Genomic DNA, 16413 nt, shown 5'->3' on the forward strand with positions numbered 1-16413 from the left:
GGCGGTGCGGCCGCGGGCGGCGCAGCGGGCCATCTGGCCACGAAGGGATCGCAGGAAAAGAACAACGCCAGCTTCGGCGCGCTGTTCGACGATGCGCTGGCCCATGACGGAGAGCCGCAGGTCGCGCCGACCCCGGAACAGAACGCCATGGCCGGCCTGATGCTGCGCGCGATGATCCAGGCCGCCAAGTCCGACGGCCATGTGGACGACACCGAACGCCAGCGCCTGCTGGGTCATCTGGGCGACGATCTGGACGACGACGAACGCCAGTTCATCCGCGACCAGATGGCAGCCCCCGTCGATGCCGCAGGCCTGGCCCGCGAGGTCCCCGAGGGTATGGAGCGTCAGGTCTATCTGATGTCGCTGCTGGCCATCGATTTCGACAGCGAGGCCGAGGCCCGCTATCTGAACGACCTGGCCACCGCGCTGAAGCTGGACCGCGCGACCGTCAACGCCGTCCACACCGAGGCGGGCGTCATGCCGCTGTACAACGGCGCCTGAACCCGCGTCGACCATCGCCGCCGTCCCATCCGGGGCGGCGGCTTTTTCATGCGCGGTTGATCTTTCTTGCCCCGGCCGGTCGGAACATTCGCCGCCCTGTGCGGTTGGCCTGCGAACCGCAAACGCATGAGGCCACAGATGTCCGACACCCCCGCCCGTCCCCCGTTCCGCAGCGGTGCCATCGCGGAGCCGCGCCTGCCCCTTCCCGATTTCCCCGCGCAGGAACAGCCCTTTCCCGGCCTGGCCCGAAAGATGGACCCCCTGCCCGATCACGGCGAAACCAGCTATCGCGGAACCGGCCGTCTGTCGGGCAAGCGTGCCCTGATCACCGGCGGCGACAGCGGCATCGGCGCCGCCGCGGCCATCGCCTATGCCCGCGAGGGTGCGGACGTGGCGATCACCTATCTGCCCGATGAACAGGCCGATGCCGACGCCATCGTGTCGCTGATCGAGGCCGAGGGCCGCGTGGCCGTGGCCATCCCCGGCGACCTGCGCGACGAGGGGTTCTGCAAGGAGATGGTCGAAAGCGCCGTGTCGCAGCTGGGCGGGCTGGACATTCTGGTCAACAACGCCGGTCGCCAGCAGTTCTGCGAAAAGCTGGAGGACCTGACGACCGAAGACTTTGACGCGACGATGAAGACCAACATCTATGCGCCCTTCTGGGTGACGCGCGCCGCCCTGCCGCACATGGGCGCGGGCGGGTCGATCATCATCACCTCGTCGGTGCAGGCGTTCTCCGGGTCGGCGCATCTGTTCGACTATGCGCAGTCCAAAGCCGCCAACGTGGCCTTTGCGCAGTCGCTGGCGAAACAGCTGGCCCCGCGCGGCATCCGTGTGAACGCTGTCTGCCCCGGCCCCTACTGGACCGCGCTGCAGATCAGCGGTGGCCAGCCGACCGAAAAGGCGCAGGAACACGGCGCCAGCCAGCCCCTGGGTCGTCCCGGCCAGCCGGTCGAGATCGCGCCGATCTATGTGCTGCTGGCCTCGGATGAGGCCAGCTATATCACCGGCGAGTATTTCGGCTCGGTCGGCGGCGGCGGCCTCTAGGCGAACCGGTTGTCGCGCGGGAAACCGCGCGGCGCCATCCGGCCGGCGCTGCCGCGCTTGCCCACCCATTCGGTCAGGTCCGGCTCAGACCGGGTCTTGCCGCCAGTCATCGGCCAGGACAGCCCTTGCGCCAGCGTCAGGCAGACCGCGTCCACCATCCCGTCATCCTTCAGCAGGCCGCCGCCCTTGCCATAGCGTTGCAGGCGCACACCCTTGCCGCGCGCCATTTCCGGCAGCTCGGCCAGCGGGAAGACCAGCATCTTGCGGTTCTCTCCGACGACGGCGACGTGATCGCCGGACACCGGGCGGCACAGCAGCGCGTCGCCGTTCAGGACCTGCTTGCCGGTCTTGGTCTGGGCCAGGATGTCGCCCGCCCCCACGATGAACCCGTCACCGACCTTCGACGCCACCAGATAGCGCGCGCCGTCCCGCCAGGGGAACATGGCGATGACCTGCGCCTCGTTCGGCAGGTCGATCATCAGGCGTAGCGGTTCGCCCATGCCCCGCCCACCGGGCAGCGTGTTGACCGGGATGGTGTAGAACCGCCCGTTCGACGCAAAGATCATCAGCTTGTCGGTGGTTTCCGCATGCAGCGCCTGGCCGGGGCCGTCGCCGTCCTTGAACTTCAGCTCGGCGTCCAGCGGCTGGTGGCCCTTGAGGCTGCGGATCCAGCCCATCTTGGACAGGACCACGGTGACCGGCTCGCGCTCGATCATCGCGTCCAGGTCGATTACGGGCATCTCGGTCGCTTCGCTGATCGTGGTGCGGCGCTGGCCTTCGGGGCGCGACTTGCCGAACAGGTTGCGCACCTCCTTCAACTGGTCGGCGATCCGCGCCCATTGCGCGTCCTCGCTGTCCAGCATCGCCTGCAGCCCCTCGCGCTCGGCCAGCAGGGCGTCGCGTTCGGCGCGCAGCTCGATCTCCTCCAGCTTGCGCAGGGCGCGCAGGCGCATGTTCAGGATCGCCTCGACCTGCACGTCGTTCAGGCCGAATTCGGCCATCATCACGACCTTTGGCTCGTCCTCGGTGCGGATGATCTCGATCACGCGGTCCAGGTTCAGATAGGCGACCAGATAGCCTTCCAGCACCTCAAGGCGCGACGCGATCTTGTCCAGGCGATAGGCCGCGCGGCGCACCAGCACGTCGCGGCGGTGGTCCAGGAAAGCGCGCAGGACCTCCTTGAGCGAACAGACCTTGGGCACGCGGCCGTCGATCAGCACGTTCATGTTCAGGTTGAACCGGATCTCCAGGTCGCTGGAGCGGTACAGCGCGCCCATCAGCTGCTCGGGATCGACGGTGCGGGCGCGCGGTTCGATGACGATGCGCACATCCTCTGCGGATTCGTCGCGCACATCGGCAAAGATCGGGATCTTGCGGGTCTGGATCAGCTCGGCCAGCCGCTCGATCAGGCGCGATTTCTGCACCTGATAGGGGATCTCGGTCACGATGATCTGCCACAGCCCGCGGCCCAGATCCTCCTGGTGCCAGCGGCAGCGCAGGCGGAACGCGCCGCGCCCGGTGCGATAGGTCTCGGCGATGCTGTCGGCCGATTCGACCAGCACGCCGCCGGTCGGGAAATCCGGGCCCTTGATCAGCGTCGCCAGCGTGTCGTCGCGCGCGTCCGGCGTCTTGATCAGATGCAGGCAGGCGTCCACGACCTCGTGCAGGTTGTGGGGCGGGATGTTGGTGGCCATGCCGACCGCGATGCCCGACGCGCCGTTGGCCAGCAGGTTCGGGAAGGCCGAGGGCAGCACGACAGGCTCGCTCAGCGTGCCGTCATAGTTGGGGCGGAAATCGACCGAATCCTCGGTCAGGCCGTCCATCAGCGCCTCGGACGTGGCGGCTAGGCGGGCCTCGGTATAGCGGGCGGCGGCGGGGTTGTCGCCGTCGATGTTGCCAAAGTTCCCCTGCCCGTCCACCAGCGGATAGCGCATGGCGAAATCCTGGGCCAGGCGCGCCATCGCGTCATAGATGGCCGCGTCGCCATGCGGGTGATAGTTGCCCATCACGTCGCCGGTGATCTTGGCCGACTTGCGGAACGGACCGTTGGGCGCCAGCCGCAATTCGCGCATCGCGTACAGGATGCGGCGGTGCACGGGCTTCAGCCCGTCGCGGGCATCGGGCAGCGCGCGGTGCATGATCGTGGACAGCGCATAGGTCAGGTACCGCTCGCCGATCGCACGGCTGAGAGGCTCGGAATAGGTGCCCGGTTCGGGCGGGGGGATCAGATCGTCGGCCATGCGCCTTGGATAGGCCCCATGGCCCGCCCGGTCCAGATCGAAAAGCGGGCGGGGAACGCTGTCGTCCGCGTGGCGTTGGACGATCAAATCGGTTAACGAAAAAGCCGCAAGGGGGATGGGCACGATGATCAGGCTGGGACTGCTGATGCTGGTGACGCTTGCGGGCGTGTTCCTGACGCTGGACCGGTTCGGTCAGGGCGACCTGCGTGCCGACCGCAGGCCCGAACCGGCCCCGGTCAGCGCGGCGACCGATGCGGGCGCGCCGTCGCTGACCGCCCCGGCGGCCGGCACCCTGCCTGCCACGCCCCCGGTCGATATCGTTCTCGCCGCCAGCCAGACCCCCGAACGCACGCAGCGTTTTCCGGGCCCCCCGCTGGAACCCTCGCCCGAATATGCGGGCGCCACGCCGGAACCGGTGCAGGCCGCGCCCGCGGATGGGCCGGTGCTGTATGTCACCGCCGACCGCGTGAACATGCGCGCGGGTGCGGGCACGGACAATCCGGTCGTGACCAGCCTGACCGGCGGATCGGCGGTGCAGGCCTTGGGGCCCACGGGCGGCAAATGGGTGCAGGTGCAGACCGCCGACGGCCAGCAGGGATTCGTCGCGGCCCAGTTCCTGACCACCGACGCCCCATGAGGCGCGTGCTGATCACCGGCTGTTCGTCCGGCATCGGGCTGGACGCGGCGCGCCACCTGCAGGCGCAGGGCTGGCAGGTCGTCGCCACCTGCCGCAGCCCCAGGGACGTCGCCGCCCGGCAGGCCGAGGGGATGGAGTGCCTGCCCCTCGACCTGGCGTCCGAGGACAGCGTCGCGGCCTGCGCCGAGGCCGCGCTGGTCGGCGGCCCTGTCGACGCGCTGGTCAACAACGCGGCCTTTGCCCTGCCCGGCGCGGTCGAGGACATGCCCCGCGGCGCCCTCCGCGCCATATTCGAGGTCAACCTGCTGGGCACGCCTGATCTGACCACCCGCCTGATCCCGCATTTCCGCGACCGGGGCGCGGGGCGGATCGTCAACATCAGCTCGGTCCTGGGACTGGTGGGCATCCCTTGGCGGGGCCCGTATGTGGCCACGAAATTCGCGCTGGAGGGGCTGACCGACGTGCTGCGCCTTGAGATGCACGACACCGGCATCCACGTCACCCTGATCGAGCCGGGGCCCATCACCAGCCGCATCCGCGAAAACGCCATTCCGCATTTCGAACGGTGGGTGAACTGGCAGGCCAGCCCACGCGCCGACGAATACCGGAACAGCCTGTTGAAACGTCTCTATGAACCCTCCGGCAAGGATCGGTTCGAACTGCCGCCGCGGGCCGTCAGCGACCGCATCCTGACCGCGCTGACCGCCCGAAACCCCGCCCCGCGCTACTATGTCACGGCGCCGACGCGCATTTCCGGGGTCGCGCGGCGGGTTCTGCCGACCCGCGCACTGGACTGGTTTGCGCGGCGGAACTAGGTTGGCGGCCGAAAGGCGGTGTCCCCATGCCCGATCAATCTCTGTTCCTTGTCACCCTCCTGAGCGTCGGAGTCGTCATCGCGATCCTGCTGACCGGGATCGGAGGCTTTGCCAAAGGCGGCGATTTCAACCGCAAGCATGGCAACCGCATGATGCGCTGGCGGCTGTATGCCCAGGCCGCCGCGCTGGTCATCCTGATGCTGTTTTTGTGGCTGAGGTCTCTCTGATGGTCGTTCTGAACAAGATCTATACCCGCACCGGCGACAAGGGCGACACCGCCCTGTCCGACGGCAGCCGCGTCGCCAAGCACGACCCCCGCGTCGAGGCCTATGGCACCGTGGACGAACTGAACGCGACCCTGGGCCTGTGCCGCCAGCATGCGACGGGCGATCTGGCCGAACGCATCGCGGTGATCCAGAACGACCTGTTCGACCTGGGCGCCGACCTGTCGCGCCCGAACATGGCCGCGGACGATCAGGCGGGCTATCCCGTCCTGCGCGTCATCGATGCGCAGGTCGACCGGCTGGAACGCGAGATCGATGCGATGAACGCCAACATCGCGCCGCTGCGCAGCTTCATCCTGCCGGGCGGCAGCGCGCTTGCGGCGCATCTGCACCTGTCGCGCACGGTGGCGCGGCGGGCCGAACGCCGCGCCACCGAACTGCTGGCGGGGGGCGACGTGAACGCGTCGGCGATCCGCTATCTGAACCGGCTGTCGGACTGGCTGTTCGTCGCGGGCCGCGTGGCCAACAACGACGGCGTGGACGACATCCTGTGGGTACCCGGCGCCAGCCGCTGACCGGGGCCGCCGCAAACGCTGCGTCCTGTGACGCTTTTGCCCTGTCCTTGCCGGATATCCCTGTCTAACAATCCTGCGACAGATGACGCAAACAAAGGGAGAGAGGCCGATGAAAGTCCTCGTGCCAGTCAAGCGCGTGATCGACTATAACGTGAAGGCCCGCGTGAAGGCGGACGGATCGGGTGTCGATCTGGCCAACGTGAAGATGTCGATGAACCCCTTCGACGAGATCGCCGTCGAAGAAGCCATCCGCCTGAAGGAAAAGGGCGTGGCCACCGAAATCGTGGCCGTCAGCATCGGCGTCAAGCAGGCCGCCGAAACCCTGCGCACCGCGCTGGCCATGGGGGCGGACCGCGCCATCCTGGTCATCGCCACCGATGACGTGCACCAGGACATCGAGCCGCTGGCCGTCGCCAAGATCCTCAAGGCCATCATCGACGCCGAACAGCCCGGCCTGGTCATCGCCGGCAAGCAGGCGATCGACAACGACATGAACGCGACCGGCCAGATGCTGTCGGCCCTGCTGGGCTGGAGCCAGGCGACCTTCGCCAGCAAGCTGGAGATCGCGGGCGACGTGGCCCATGTCACGCGCGAGGTCGACGGCGGCCTGCAGACCATCGAGGTCCGCCTGCCCGCCATCGTCACCGCCGACCTGCGCCTGAACGAGCCGCGCTATGCCAGCCTTCCCAACATCATGAAGGCCAAGAAGAAGCCGCTGGAGGAGAAGACCGCTGCCGATTACGGCGTCGACGTCACCCCGCGCCTGACCGTCGTCAAGACCCGCGAACCCGAAGGCCGCAAGGCCGGGATCAAGGTCGGCTCGGTCGATGAGCTTGTGTCGAAACTCAAAGAAGCGGGGGTCGTGTGATGGCTGTTCTTCTTCTGGCCGAAGTCACCGGCGGCGAACTGAACCGCGACGCGACCGCCAAGGCCGTCCATGCCGTCACCGCCCTGGGCGACGTGACCGTGCTGTGCGCCGGTGCGCAGGCGCGCGACGCGGCCGGCCACGCCGCGACCATCGCGGGCGTCGCCAAGGTCCTGGTGGCCGAGGATGCGCGTTACGGCCACCGCCTGGCCGAACCCACTGCGGCGCTGATCGTGGCGCTGGCGGGCGATTACAGCCACATCGCAGCCCCGGCCACCACGGATGCCAAGAACGTCATGCCGCGCGTCGCCGCACTGCTGGACGTGATGGTGATGTCCGACGTGTCCGCCGTCATCGACGCCGACACGTTCGAACGTCCCGTCTATGCCGGCAACGCCATCCAGACGATCACCTCGGCCGACAGCAAGAAGGTCATGACCATCCGCGTGGCCAGCTTTGATGCGGCCGGCGAAGGTCCGGCGGCACCCGTGTCCGACGCCACCTTGGCGGACGATCCGGCCCTGTCGAAATGGCTGAACGACGAGGTCGCCCAGAACGACCGCCCCGAGCTGACCTCGGCCGGTCGCGTCGTGTCGGGCGGGCGCGCCTTGGGTTCCAAGGAGCAGTTCGCGATGATCGAAGGGCTGGCCGACAAGCTGGGCGCCGCCGTCGGCGCGTCGCGTGCGGCGGTCGATTCGGGCTATGCCCCGAACGACTGGCAGGTGGGGCAGACCGGCAAGGTCGTGGCGCCCGCGCTGTACGTCGCGGTCGGCATCTCGGGTGCGATCCAGCACCTTGCCGGCATGAAGGACAGCAAGGTCATCGTGGCCATCAACAAGGACGAGGAGGCGCCGATCTTCCAGGTCGCCGATTACGGCCTGGTGGGCGACCTGTTCACCATCGTCCCGGAACTGACCGAAAAGCTGTAACCCCGCACAAGGGTTGCCACCGACCGCCCCCCGGCAACGGGGGGCGGTTTTGCATTGCAGCATGCCCCGCCCCGCCCTATCGTCCCGGCGTCGGAACAGGGGATGCAGGCATGACGGTTCAATCGGTTGGCGTGATCGGCGCAGGTCAGATGGGCAACGGCATCGCGCATGTCTTTGCGGTGGCGGGCTATGACGTGCTGCTGACCGACATCAGCCAGGACGCGCTGAACAAGGCCATCGCCCTGATCGACCGCAACCTGGAACGCCAGGTCACCCGCTACAAGATCACCGCCGAGGTCAAGGCCACCGCGATGGGCCATATACGCACCACGCTGAAGCTGTCGGACCTGGGCCAATGCGACCTGGTGATCGAGGCCGCCACCGAACGCGAGACGGTGAAACAGGCGATCTTCGAGGATCTGGTCCCGCATCTGAAGCCCGAGACGATCCTGACCTCGAACACGTCGTCGATCTCGATCACGCGCCTGGCCTCGCGGACCGACCGCCCCGAGAAATTCATGGGGTTCCATTTCATGAACCCCGTCCCCGTGATGCAGCTGGTCGAGCTGATCCGCGGCATCGCCACCGACGAGCCGACCTATCGCGAGCTGCACGCCGTCGTCGAGAAACTGGGCAAGACCTCGGCCACGGCCGAGGATTTCCCGGCCTTCATCGTGAACCGGATCCTGATGCCGATGATCAACGAGGCCGTCTATACGCTGTACGAGGGCGTGGGGTCGGTCAGCAGCATCGACAGCGCGATGAAGCTGGGCACCAACCACCCGATGGGCCCGCTGGAGCTGGCCGATTTCATCGGTCTGGACACCTGCCTGGCGATCATGAACGTGCTGCACGACGGCTTGGCCGACACGAAATACCGCCCCTGCCCGCTTTTGACAAAATACGTCGAGGCCGGCTGGCTGGGCCGCAAGACGGGCCGCGGCTTCTATGATTATCGCGGCGATACACCAGTTCCGACGCGCTGACTGTCGCATTCAGGCGGGCGCGCCCTGAGAATCTGCCCAGCATGAGGGCAGATCTTCACACCGACAGGAGAGACCCATGACCAAGCCGATCCTTGCCGCCCTGCTCCTGGGCGTGGCCGCCCTGCCCGCCTATGCCGCGGACCCCGCCGAATGCAGCGCCGTGCGCCTGTCCGATCCGGGTTGGACCGACATCACCGCGACGAACGGTGTCGCGGCGGTCGTGCTGGAGGCCTTGGGCTATGCCCCGAACATCGCCACCCTGTCCGTCCCCGTCGGCTACGAGGCGCTGAAAGGCGCGCAGACCGACGTGTTCCTGGGCAACTGGATGCCGGCGCAGGCCGCGTTCCGCGAGGATCTGGACGCCGACGGCAGCGTGACCGAGCTGGCGCAGAATCTGGAGGGTGCCAAGTTCACCTTGGCCGTGAACCCCGCCGCCGCGGCCCTTGGCGTGGCCGATTTCGCCGATCTGGACGCCCATCACGACGCGTTCGAAGGCAAGATCTATGGCATCGAACCCGGCGCCCCCGCGAACCAGAACATCCAGGGCATGATCGACGCCGACCTGTTCGGCCTGGGCGATTGGGAACTGGTTGAAAGCGGCGAACAGGCGATGCTGGCGCAGGTCACGCGCAATGCCGACACGCCCACCGTGTTCCTGGCCTGGGCCCCCCACCCGATGAACGAGGCGATCGAGATCACCTATCTGTCGGGCGGCGACGAACAGTTTGGCCCCGATTTCGGCGGCGCGACCGTCCATACGCTGGCCCGCGCGGAATGGGCCGAAATGTGCCCCAATGCCGCACGCTTGTTCACCCAGCTGGTCTTCGACGTGTCGATGGAAAACCAGCTGATGGGCGCGATCCTGGACGACGGCACCGACGCGCAGGATGCGGCGCGCGACTGGCTGGCGGCCAATCCCGACGCGATGGGCCCGTGGCTGGACGGCGTGACCACGCTGGACGGACAACCGGGCCTGGATGCCGTGCAGGCCGCCGTCGCCGGATAACAGCCCGTGAAACCCAATATCCTGATCCTCATGGCGGATCAGCTGTCGGGGGTGCTTTTCCCCGACGGCCCCGCCGATTTCCTGCACACCCCGAACCTGAAACGCCTTGCCGAGCGCTCGACCCGCTTTGCGAACACCTATACCGGCAGCCCCCTCTGCGCGCCGGGGCGGGCCAGTTTCATGTCGGGTCAGCTGCCGCATCGCACGCGGGTCTATGACAATGCGGCGGAATTCGCGTCCGACATCCCGACCTATGCGCATCACCTGCGCCGGGCGGGGTACCATACCTGCCTGTCGGGAAAGATGCATTTCGTCGGCCCCGACCAGCTGCACGGGTTCGAGGAGCGGCTGACCACCGACATCTATCCCGCCGATTTCGGCTGGACCCCGGATTACCGCAAGCCCGGCGAGCGGATCGACTGGTGGTACCACAACCTGGGCTCGGTCACCGGCGCCGGCGTGGCCGAGATCACCAACCAGCTGGAGTACGACGACGAGGTCGCCCATCACGCCACGCGCAAGCTGTACGATCTGGCGCGCGGGGCCGACGACCGCCCGTGGTGCCTGACCGTCAGCTTTACCCACCCGCACGACCCCTTCGTGGCGCGGCGCAAGTATTGGGACCTGTATGACGGCATCCCCCAGCTGGAGCCGCCGCGGCCCATCCCCTATGCCGATCAGGACCCGCATTCGCAGCGCCTGATGGACGCCTGCGACTGGCGCGGGCTGGAGATCACCGACGATCACATCCGCCGCGCGCGGCAGGGCTATTTCGCCAATATCAGCTATGTCGATGACAAGATCGGCCAGATCCTGGACGTGCTGGAGGCCACCCGCCAGCAGGACACGATCATCCTGTTCCTGTCGGACCACGGCGAGATGCTGGGCGAACGCGGTCTGTGGTTCAAGATGAACTTCTTCGAAGGCTCGGCCCGTGTGCCGCTGATGATCGCCGCGCCGGGCATGGCGCCGGGGCGCGTGGATCAACCGGTCAGCACCATCGACGTGCTGCCGACGCTGTGCGACCTGGCAGGCCTGCCGATGGACGAGATCGCGCCCTGGACCGATGGCCGGTCGCTGGCGCGGGGTGCGCCGCGTGGCCCGGTCCCGATGGAATATGCCGCCGAAGGCAGCATCGCACCCATGGTCGCCCTGCGTGACGGGCGCTGGAAATACGTCGCCTGCGACGCCGATCCGGAGATGCTGTTCGACTTGGACGCCGACCCGGAGGAACGGACGAACCTTGCCGCCGATCCGGCCCATGCGGCGGTGCTGGACGACCTGCGCGCGCAGGCGACGCAGCGGTGGGACCTGTCGGCCTATGACGCGCAGGTACGCCACTCGCAGGCCCGCCGCTGGATCGTGTACGAGGCGCTGCGGAACGGGGCCTATTACCCCTGGGACCACCAGCCGCTGCAGCGGGCGTCCGAACGCTATATGCGCAACCACATGGACCTGAACGTGCTGGAGGAAAACCAGCGCTTTCCCCGCGGCGAATAGAAAACGGGGGCCGGTCACCCGGCCCCCTTTCGGCTTATGCGTCTGTCTTGGCGTCGCGCTTCTCCATGAACTGGTCGAATTCCGCCTTGTCCTTGGCCTCGCGCAGCTTGGCCAGGAAGTCGATGAATTCGCGATGCTCGTCCTCCAACCGCTTCAGCGTCTCGGCGCGATAGGCGTCAAAGGCGCTGTTGCCGGTGGACGGCGCGGAATAGCGGGGGGCGGCGGTGCGTTTGCTGCATCCGAACATGCGTTTGCTCCAGATCATGTAGCCCAGAAGGGCCAGGCCCACGGGCCAGACAAAGATGAAACCCAGCACCATGGCGACGATCCAGGCGGGGCGGCCGCGCGCGTCCAGCCAGTCGCGACCGCGCGACAGCACATCGGTGATGCGCGCTTGGGTCGAAGCCGGGCGAAGCACGGGGGTTGCGATGGTCATCTGTGGTATCTCCCTATGTTAATGTGAATTACATTTACATAGATGGGAGGGTCACGGGCATCCGTCAAGATCGATGTCGCGAAAATTCAGTCCTGGATCAGCCCCAGCCCGCGCAGATAGATCAGCGCTCCGCTCTCCAGCATCTCGGACGGCTCGACCGGGCTTCGGCAGCCGGGCTTGCCGCGGCCGAACAGCTCGACCACGCCGTGGCTCAGCGCCCAGATGTGGTTGGCGACCATGCGGGCGGGGGGCGGCGATCTTCTGGCAGGCGGGCGGCCAAGGCCTCGGCGGCGGTGACCAGCACACCCTGCGCACGCCCGGATGCGGCGGCCAGATCGATGTTGCCCACGACCGAGATGCCGCTTTCGAACATCGCCATGTAATAGCCGGGGCGGTCGGCGGCAAAGTCCAGATAGGTCTGGCCCATGCGCAGGAACGCTGTCAGCGGGCGCGGACGGCCACCGTCAAAGGCGGCCTCCAGCCGGGCGGCGAATTCGATGAAGCCCTGGCGCGCGACCTCCTCCAGCAGGTCCTCGCGGCCCTTGAAATGGCGATAGGGGGCGGCAGGGGACACGCCCGCGCGGCGCGCGGCCTCGGTCAGGGTGAATGCCTGCGGGCCCTGCTCCTGCACCAGATCGGCGGTGGCCTCGACCAACGCCTGGCGCAGGTTGCCGTGGTGATAGGTCTTGCGGTCGGGGGTAACGGGCGCGGGCACTACATGCCTTCGCCGAAATAGTCCCCCACAAGCGCCTCCAGCGCGTCGGCCAGGGCCTGGGCCTCGGGGCCGGACGTGGTCACGCGGATCTGGCTGCCGCGCGGGGCGGTCAGCATCAGCAGACCCATGATGCTGTCGCCGGACACGGCCATGCCGTCCTTTTCGACCCGCGCCTGCGCGTCGTGGCGTTCGACCACGTCGACGAACTTGGCGCTGGCCCGGGCGTGCAGGCCCTTGACGTTGATGATCGACAGATCGCGGGTGATCGCACCAGTCATCGCGAATACCGCCCGCTGTCCATCGCCGCCTCGGGCGGCACATTGTAGGAATTGATGTACTTGCGCCCGGCTTCCTTGGCGAAGCCCACGGCGACCGGCACCGTCAGATGGCGCGACTTGGCCAGCTTGACCAGCATGGGCAGGTTCGCGCCATACAGGATCGTGCGGTCCTGGACCGCGCAGGCCGGCAGCGACAGGTTCGAGGGCGAGCCGCCGAACAGGTCCGTCACCAGAACGACGCCGTCGCCCAGATCGACCGCGTCCGCGGCCGCCTTGATTTCCGCAGTCTTGGCCGCGCGGTCGTGATCATCCTCGATCGCGACGGCGGCGATGCCGACCTGCGGGCCCACGACATGCTCGACCGCCGAGAGATACTCCCGGGCCAAGCCCCCATGCGCGACTATGACAATACCGATCAACGCGCCTCACCAAGCCCAAAAGACCGCCGGAACACCCCAAACCTCATGACGCCTGCCTTTGCGACGCGCGTGCCTCGCCCGCAGGCGATGCGTCCGCACCAGACTGCAGCGTCATGCCCCGACGCTCCAGTTCCCTGTGCCTTATTGACACCGGCCAGCCCGCATCCGCAAGCGCCAGCGCCATCTTTTCCACCAAAGTGACGGAACGATGTTGTCCCCCGGTGCAGCCGAAACCGACCGCCAGGTGCGATTTCCCCTCGTCCATATGGGCGGGCAGCAGGAATTCGACCAGATCGCGGGTCCGCTGGAAGAATTCGGCGAATCGCGGATCGGCGGCCACATGCGCCTGCACGCGGTCGTCGCGCCCGTCCAGCGGCCGCAGCTCCGGGTTCCAGTGCGGATTGGCCAGGAACCGACAGTCGAACATCAGATCCAGGCCCCGCGGCACCCCACGCTTGTAGCTGAAGGAGTGCAGCGACACGCTGAGCCGCCGGTCCGGGCGCACGTCGAACCACCGCGTCAACTCGGCTTTCAGATCGTGGGGCGACAGCTCGGTCGTGTCCACCAGCACATCGGCGCGGGCGCGGATCGGGGCCAGCAGGTCGATCTCGGCCAGCACGCCGGCCATCGGCGCCTCGTCCGGGGCCAGCGGGTGGCGGCGGCGCGTCTCGCTGTAGCGGCGCACCAGCGTGTCGGCATCGCAGTCCAGGTACAGCACCTCGGGCGCATAACCCGGCAGGCGGGTCAGGCGGTCGATCAGCTCGATCACGTTGAAGGCGGAAAAATCGCGGTTGCGCACATCCAGCCCCAAGGCCAGCGGCGTCGGACGCGCAGGCCCGTCCAGCAGGCGCGGGATCAGCGACAAGGGCAGGTTGTCGATCGCCTCGAACCCCAGATCCTCCAGCACGTTGATGGCGGTCGATCGCCCGGCCCCGGACGGGCCGGTGACCAGCACCAGCCGTTGGGCGTCGGGTTCGATGGCGTCGTGATCCATGCGTCCTTTCCTATGGCGTCGCGTGGGCGGTCATGCCAGCCGGCGGCCCAGCATCAGCTGCCGCAACGCAGCGTAAAGATGGGGGCGATAGGGCCCCAGCACAAGCGAAACCCGGACCCCCAGCCAATCTTGGTGCCGCACCTGTGGCAACCGGTCCTCTTCGTCACGTCCCAGGTCGCAGGCTATCGCCACCGGCACCGGGGCCGACGGCTCGGCCTGCAGGATCCCCACGCCCCGCGCCTCGATCCGCCCCAGCAGCGGCAGCGGCGCCTGTGCCATCAGCCGGCCGGCCGACAGCCGCAGGTCGGTGCGGTCATCGGCCACCAGCACCGCCCCCACCGCCATCAGCTGCAGCGCAAGGCTGGACTTGCCCGACCCGGACGGCCCCAGGATCACCAGGCCGTGCCCCTCGATCGCCACAGTCGTTGCGTGCAACTGGATCATGCGAATCACCTCCTTGGGTTATCCTGCCTCAAAATCGGTTAATTTTCCGTCTGTGGCACCGCGTCGCGCGCCCGAAACGGCCCTGTTGGCGATAACATTTGATGTTTCCGCTAACTGTTTGCGCTGACTTGTTTCGGCCTGAATCCACCGTGCTATAGCCCGGTGAAACGCCGCACCCCAAGCCACGGAGCCCCCGACATGACCACGCGCGTAAACCCGACCTGCCGACTGGAAGACCAAGGCATCACGGGGCTGGGCCAGGTGCACTACAACCTGCTGGAACCCGCCCTGATGACGCAGGCCGTCGCGCGCGGAGAGGGTCAGCTGGGCTTGGGCGGCGCCTTCCTGGTGTCGACCGGGGCGCATACCGGCCGCTCGCCCAAGGACAAGTTCGTCGTCCGCACCCCGGCGGTCGAAGACACGATCTGGTGGGACAACAACAAGCCGATGGACCCGGCCGCGTTCGATCTGCTGCATGCCGACATGCTTCAGCACATGAAGGGTCGCGACTACTTCGTGCAGGACCTGTTCGGCGGTGCCGATGCCGACAACCGCCTGGACGTACGCGTGGTGACCGAACTGGCGTGGCACGGCCTGTTCATCCGTCACCTGCTGCGCCGCCCCGCGGCGGAGGAACTGGCGACCTTCACCCCCGAATTCACGATCATCAACTGCCCCGGCTTCAAGGCCGACCCGGCGCGCCACGGCTGCCGGTCGGAAACCGTGATCGCGATGAACTTCGACAAGAAGCTGATTCTGATCGCCAACACCGCCTATGCCGGTGAGAACAAGAAATCGGTCTTCACCCTGCTGAACTACCTGCTGCCCGAAAAGGGCATCATGCCGATGCATTGCAGCGCCAACCACGCGCCGGGCGATCCCGATGACAGCGCGGTGTTCTTCGGCCTGTCGGGCACAGGCAAGACGACCCTGTCCGCCGACCCGTCGCGCATCCTGATCGGCGACGACGAACACGGCTGGTCCGACAAGGGCATCTTCAACTTCGAGGGCGGCTGCTACGCCAAGACCATCAACCTCTCCGCCCAGGCCGAACCCGAAATCCACGCGACCACCAGCCGCTTCGCCACCGTGATCGAGAACATGGTCTTCGACGCCGACACGCTGGAGCTGGATTTCGAGGACAACTCGATCACCGACAACATGCGCTGCGCCTATCCGCTGGACGCCATCTCGAACGCGTCGCCCACCAGCCTGGGCGGGCACCCCAAGAACGTCATCATGCTGACCTGCGACGCCTATGGCGTGCTGCCCCCCATCGCGCGGCTGACGCCGGCGCAGGCGATGTACCACTTCCTGTCGGGCTTCACCTCCAAGACGCCGGGCACCGAGGTCGGCGTGACCGAACCGGTCCCGACCTTCTCGACCTGCTTCGGCGCGCCCTTCATGCCCCGCCGCCCCGAGGTCTATGGCAAGCTCTTGCAGGAAAAGATCGCACAGCATGGCGCGTCCTGCTGGCTGGTGAATACCGGCTGGACCGGCGGCGCCTTCGGCACCGGCAAGCGGATGCCCATCGCGGCCACCCGCGCCCTGCTGGCCGCCGCCCTGGACGGCAGCCTGAACGCGGTGCAGTTCCGTCGCGATCCGAACTTCGGCTTCGACGTGCCTGTCAGCGTGCCGGGCGTCAGCCCCGTCCTTCTGGACCCGCGTCAGACCTGGGCCGACCCGGCCGCCTATGACGCGCAGGCCAGAAAGCTGGTCCAGATGTTCTGCGACAACTTCGCCCAATACCTGGACGCCATCGACGACGAGATCCGCGCAGCCGCCATCGGCTGATCGCAGGG

Annotated in this window: 18 protein-coding genes and 1 pseudogene; 12 read left to right on the top strand and 7 right to left on the bottom strand. The window is 67.4% G+C overall.

Translation table 11 applies throughout. The features are described 5' to 3' along the window. Positions 1-501 (top strand): DUF533 domain-containing protein (locus tag TY51_RS13050; protein ID WP_042250138.1); only part of this gene is annotated, 501 nt, incomplete at its 5' end. A 138-nt stretch (positions 502-639) separates the two neighbouring features. Then, positions 640-1548: an SDR family oxidoreductase gene (locus TY51_RS13055; RefSeq protein ID WP_042250139.1), complete on the top strand. Its 909-nt coding sequence runs from the start codon at positions 640-642 to the stop codon at positions 1546-1548. Here the strand turns inward: TY51_RS13055 and parC are convergent. Continuing rightward, complete coding sequence (gene parC, locus TY51_RS13060) at positions 1545-3788, bottom strand: DNA topoisomerase IV subunit A (RefSeq protein ID WP_042250160.1); 2244 nt, start codon at positions 3786-3788, stop codon at positions 1545-1547. The two genes, TY51_RS13055 and parC, sit on opposite strands and share 4 nt — an antisense overlap. A 124-nt stretch (positions 3789-3912) precedes the next feature. Here parC and TY51_RS13065 point away from each other — a divergent pair, with 124 nt between their 5' ends. The 9 genes from TY51_RS13065 (at position 3913) to betC (ending at position 11325) form a co-directional block, all read left to right on the top strand. Beyond that, on the top strand, positions 3913-4425 hold the full coding sequence (locus tag TY51_RS13065) for an SH3 domain-containing protein (RefSeq protein ID WP_197054764.1): 513 nt from the start codon (positions 3913-3915) through the stop codon (positions 4423-4425). Then, positions 4422-5240 carry an SDR family NAD(P)-dependent oxidoreductase gene (locus TY51_RS13070; protein WP_042250141.1) on the top strand — a complete coding sequence of 273 codons (819 nt, stop codon included), beginning with the start codon at positions 4422-4424 and terminating at the stop codon, positions 5238-5240. The genes TY51_RS13065 and TY51_RS13070 overlap by 4 nt, the downstream gene beginning before the upstream one ends. 26 nt (positions 5241-5266) lie before the next feature. Then, positions 5267-5467, top strand: coding sequence for a twin transmembrane helix small protein (locus tag TY51_RS13075; RefSeq protein ID WP_042250142.1), 201 nt, complete (start codon positions 5267-5269; stop codon positions 5465-5467). Beyond that, complete coding sequence (locus tag TY51_RS13080) at positions 5467-6039, top strand: cob(I)yrinic acid a,c-diamide adenosyltransferase (protein WP_042250144.1); 573 nt, start codon at positions 5467-5469, stop codon at positions 6037-6039. Before TY51_RS13075 ends, TY51_RS13080 begins: the two co-directional genes overlap by 1 nt. Positions 6040-6148: 109 nt before the next feature. Then, on the top strand, positions 6149-6907 hold the full coding sequence (locus TY51_RS13085; protein WP_042250146.1) for an electron transfer flavoprotein subunit beta/FixA family protein: 759 nt from the start codon (positions 6149-6151) through the stop codon (positions 6905-6907). Then, complete coding sequence (locus TY51_RS13090) at positions 6907-7833, top strand: electron transfer flavoprotein subunit alpha/FixB family protein (protein WP_042250147.1); 927 nt, start codon at positions 6907-6909, stop codon at positions 7831-7833. The genes TY51_RS13085 and TY51_RS13090 overlap by 1 nt, the downstream gene beginning before the upstream one ends. Positions 7834-7943: 110 nt before the next feature. Next, the gene (locus TY51_RS13095) at positions 7944-8819 is read left to right on the top strand and encodes a 3-hydroxybutyryl-CoA dehydrogenase (protein ID WP_042250148.1); all 876 of its coding nucleotides are present in this window, start codon (positions 7944-7946) and stop codon (positions 8817-8819) included. Between the two features lie 76 nt (positions 8820-8895). After that, positions 8896-9825 carry a choline ABC transporter substrate-binding protein gene (gene choX, locus TY51_RS13100; protein WP_042250149.1) on the top strand — a complete coding sequence of 310 codons (930 nt, stop codon included), beginning with the start codon at positions 8896-8898 and terminating at the stop codon, positions 9823-9825. A gap of 6 nt (positions 9826-9831) precedes the next feature. Next, the gene (gene betC / locus TY51_RS13105) at positions 9832-11325 is read left to right on the top strand and encodes a choline-sulfatase (RefSeq protein ID WP_255351415.1); all 1494 of its coding nucleotides are present in this window, start codon (positions 9832-9834) and stop codon (positions 11323-11325) included. 34 nt (positions 11326-11359) lie between these two features. On the opposite strand, the gene TY51_RS13110 is transcribed toward betC, so the two are convergent. The 6 genes and pseudogenes from TY51_RS13110 to TY51_RS13135 form a co-directional block, all read right to left on the bottom strand. After that, entirely contained in the window at positions 11360-11761 is a 402-nt protein-coding gene (locus TY51_RS13110; RefSeq protein WP_042250150.1) for a DUF2852 domain-containing protein, read from the bottom strand. A gap of 86 nt (positions 11762-11847) precedes the next feature. Further along, positions 11848-12476 (bottom strand): annotated as a pseudogene (locus tag TY51_RS13115) (TetR/AcrR family transcriptional regulator). Beyond that, complete coding sequence (locus TY51_RS13120) at positions 12476-12754, bottom strand: HPr family phosphocarrier protein (RefSeq protein WP_042250152.1); 279 nt, start codon at positions 12752-12754, stop codon at positions 12476-12478. Before TY51_RS13120 ends, TY51_RS13115 begins: the two are co-directional and overlap by 1 nt. Then, the gene (locus TY51_RS13125) at positions 12751-13173 is read right to left on the bottom strand and encodes a PTS sugar transporter subunit IIA (protein WP_042250153.1); all 423 of its coding nucleotides are present in this window, start codon (positions 13171-13173) and stop codon (positions 12751-12753) included. Before TY51_RS13125 ends, TY51_RS13120 begins: the two co-directional genes overlap by 4 nt. Positions 13174-13216: 43 nt before the next feature. Next, positions 13217-14167, bottom strand: a complete 951-nt coding sequence (rapZ, locus tag TY51_RS13130) for an RNase adapter RapZ (protein ID WP_042250154.1) — start codon at positions 14165-14167, stop codon at positions 13217-13219. A gap of 30 nt (positions 14168-14197) precedes the next feature. Next, the gene (locus TY51_RS13135; protein ID WP_042250156.1) at positions 14198-14611 is read right to left on the bottom strand and encodes an HPr kinase/phosphorylase; all 414 of its coding nucleotides are present in this window, start codon (positions 14609-14611) and stop codon (positions 14198-14200) included. Positions 14612-14809: 198 nt separating this feature from the next. On the opposite strand from TY51_RS13135, the gene TY51_RS13140 reads away from it, so the two are divergent. Then, positions 14810-16405, top strand: coding sequence for a phosphoenolpyruvate carboxykinase (locus tag TY51_RS13140; protein ID WP_042250158.1), 1596 nt, complete (start codon positions 14810-14812; stop codon positions 16403-16405). Positions 16406-16413 lie beyond the last annotated feature (8 nt).

It is taken from the genome of Paracoccus sp. PAMC 22219 (assembly GCF_000787695.1).
In the GTDB taxonomy this organism is placed as follows: domain Bacteria; phylum Pseudomonadota; class Alphaproteobacteria; order Rhodobacterales; family Rhodobacteraceae; genus Paracoccus.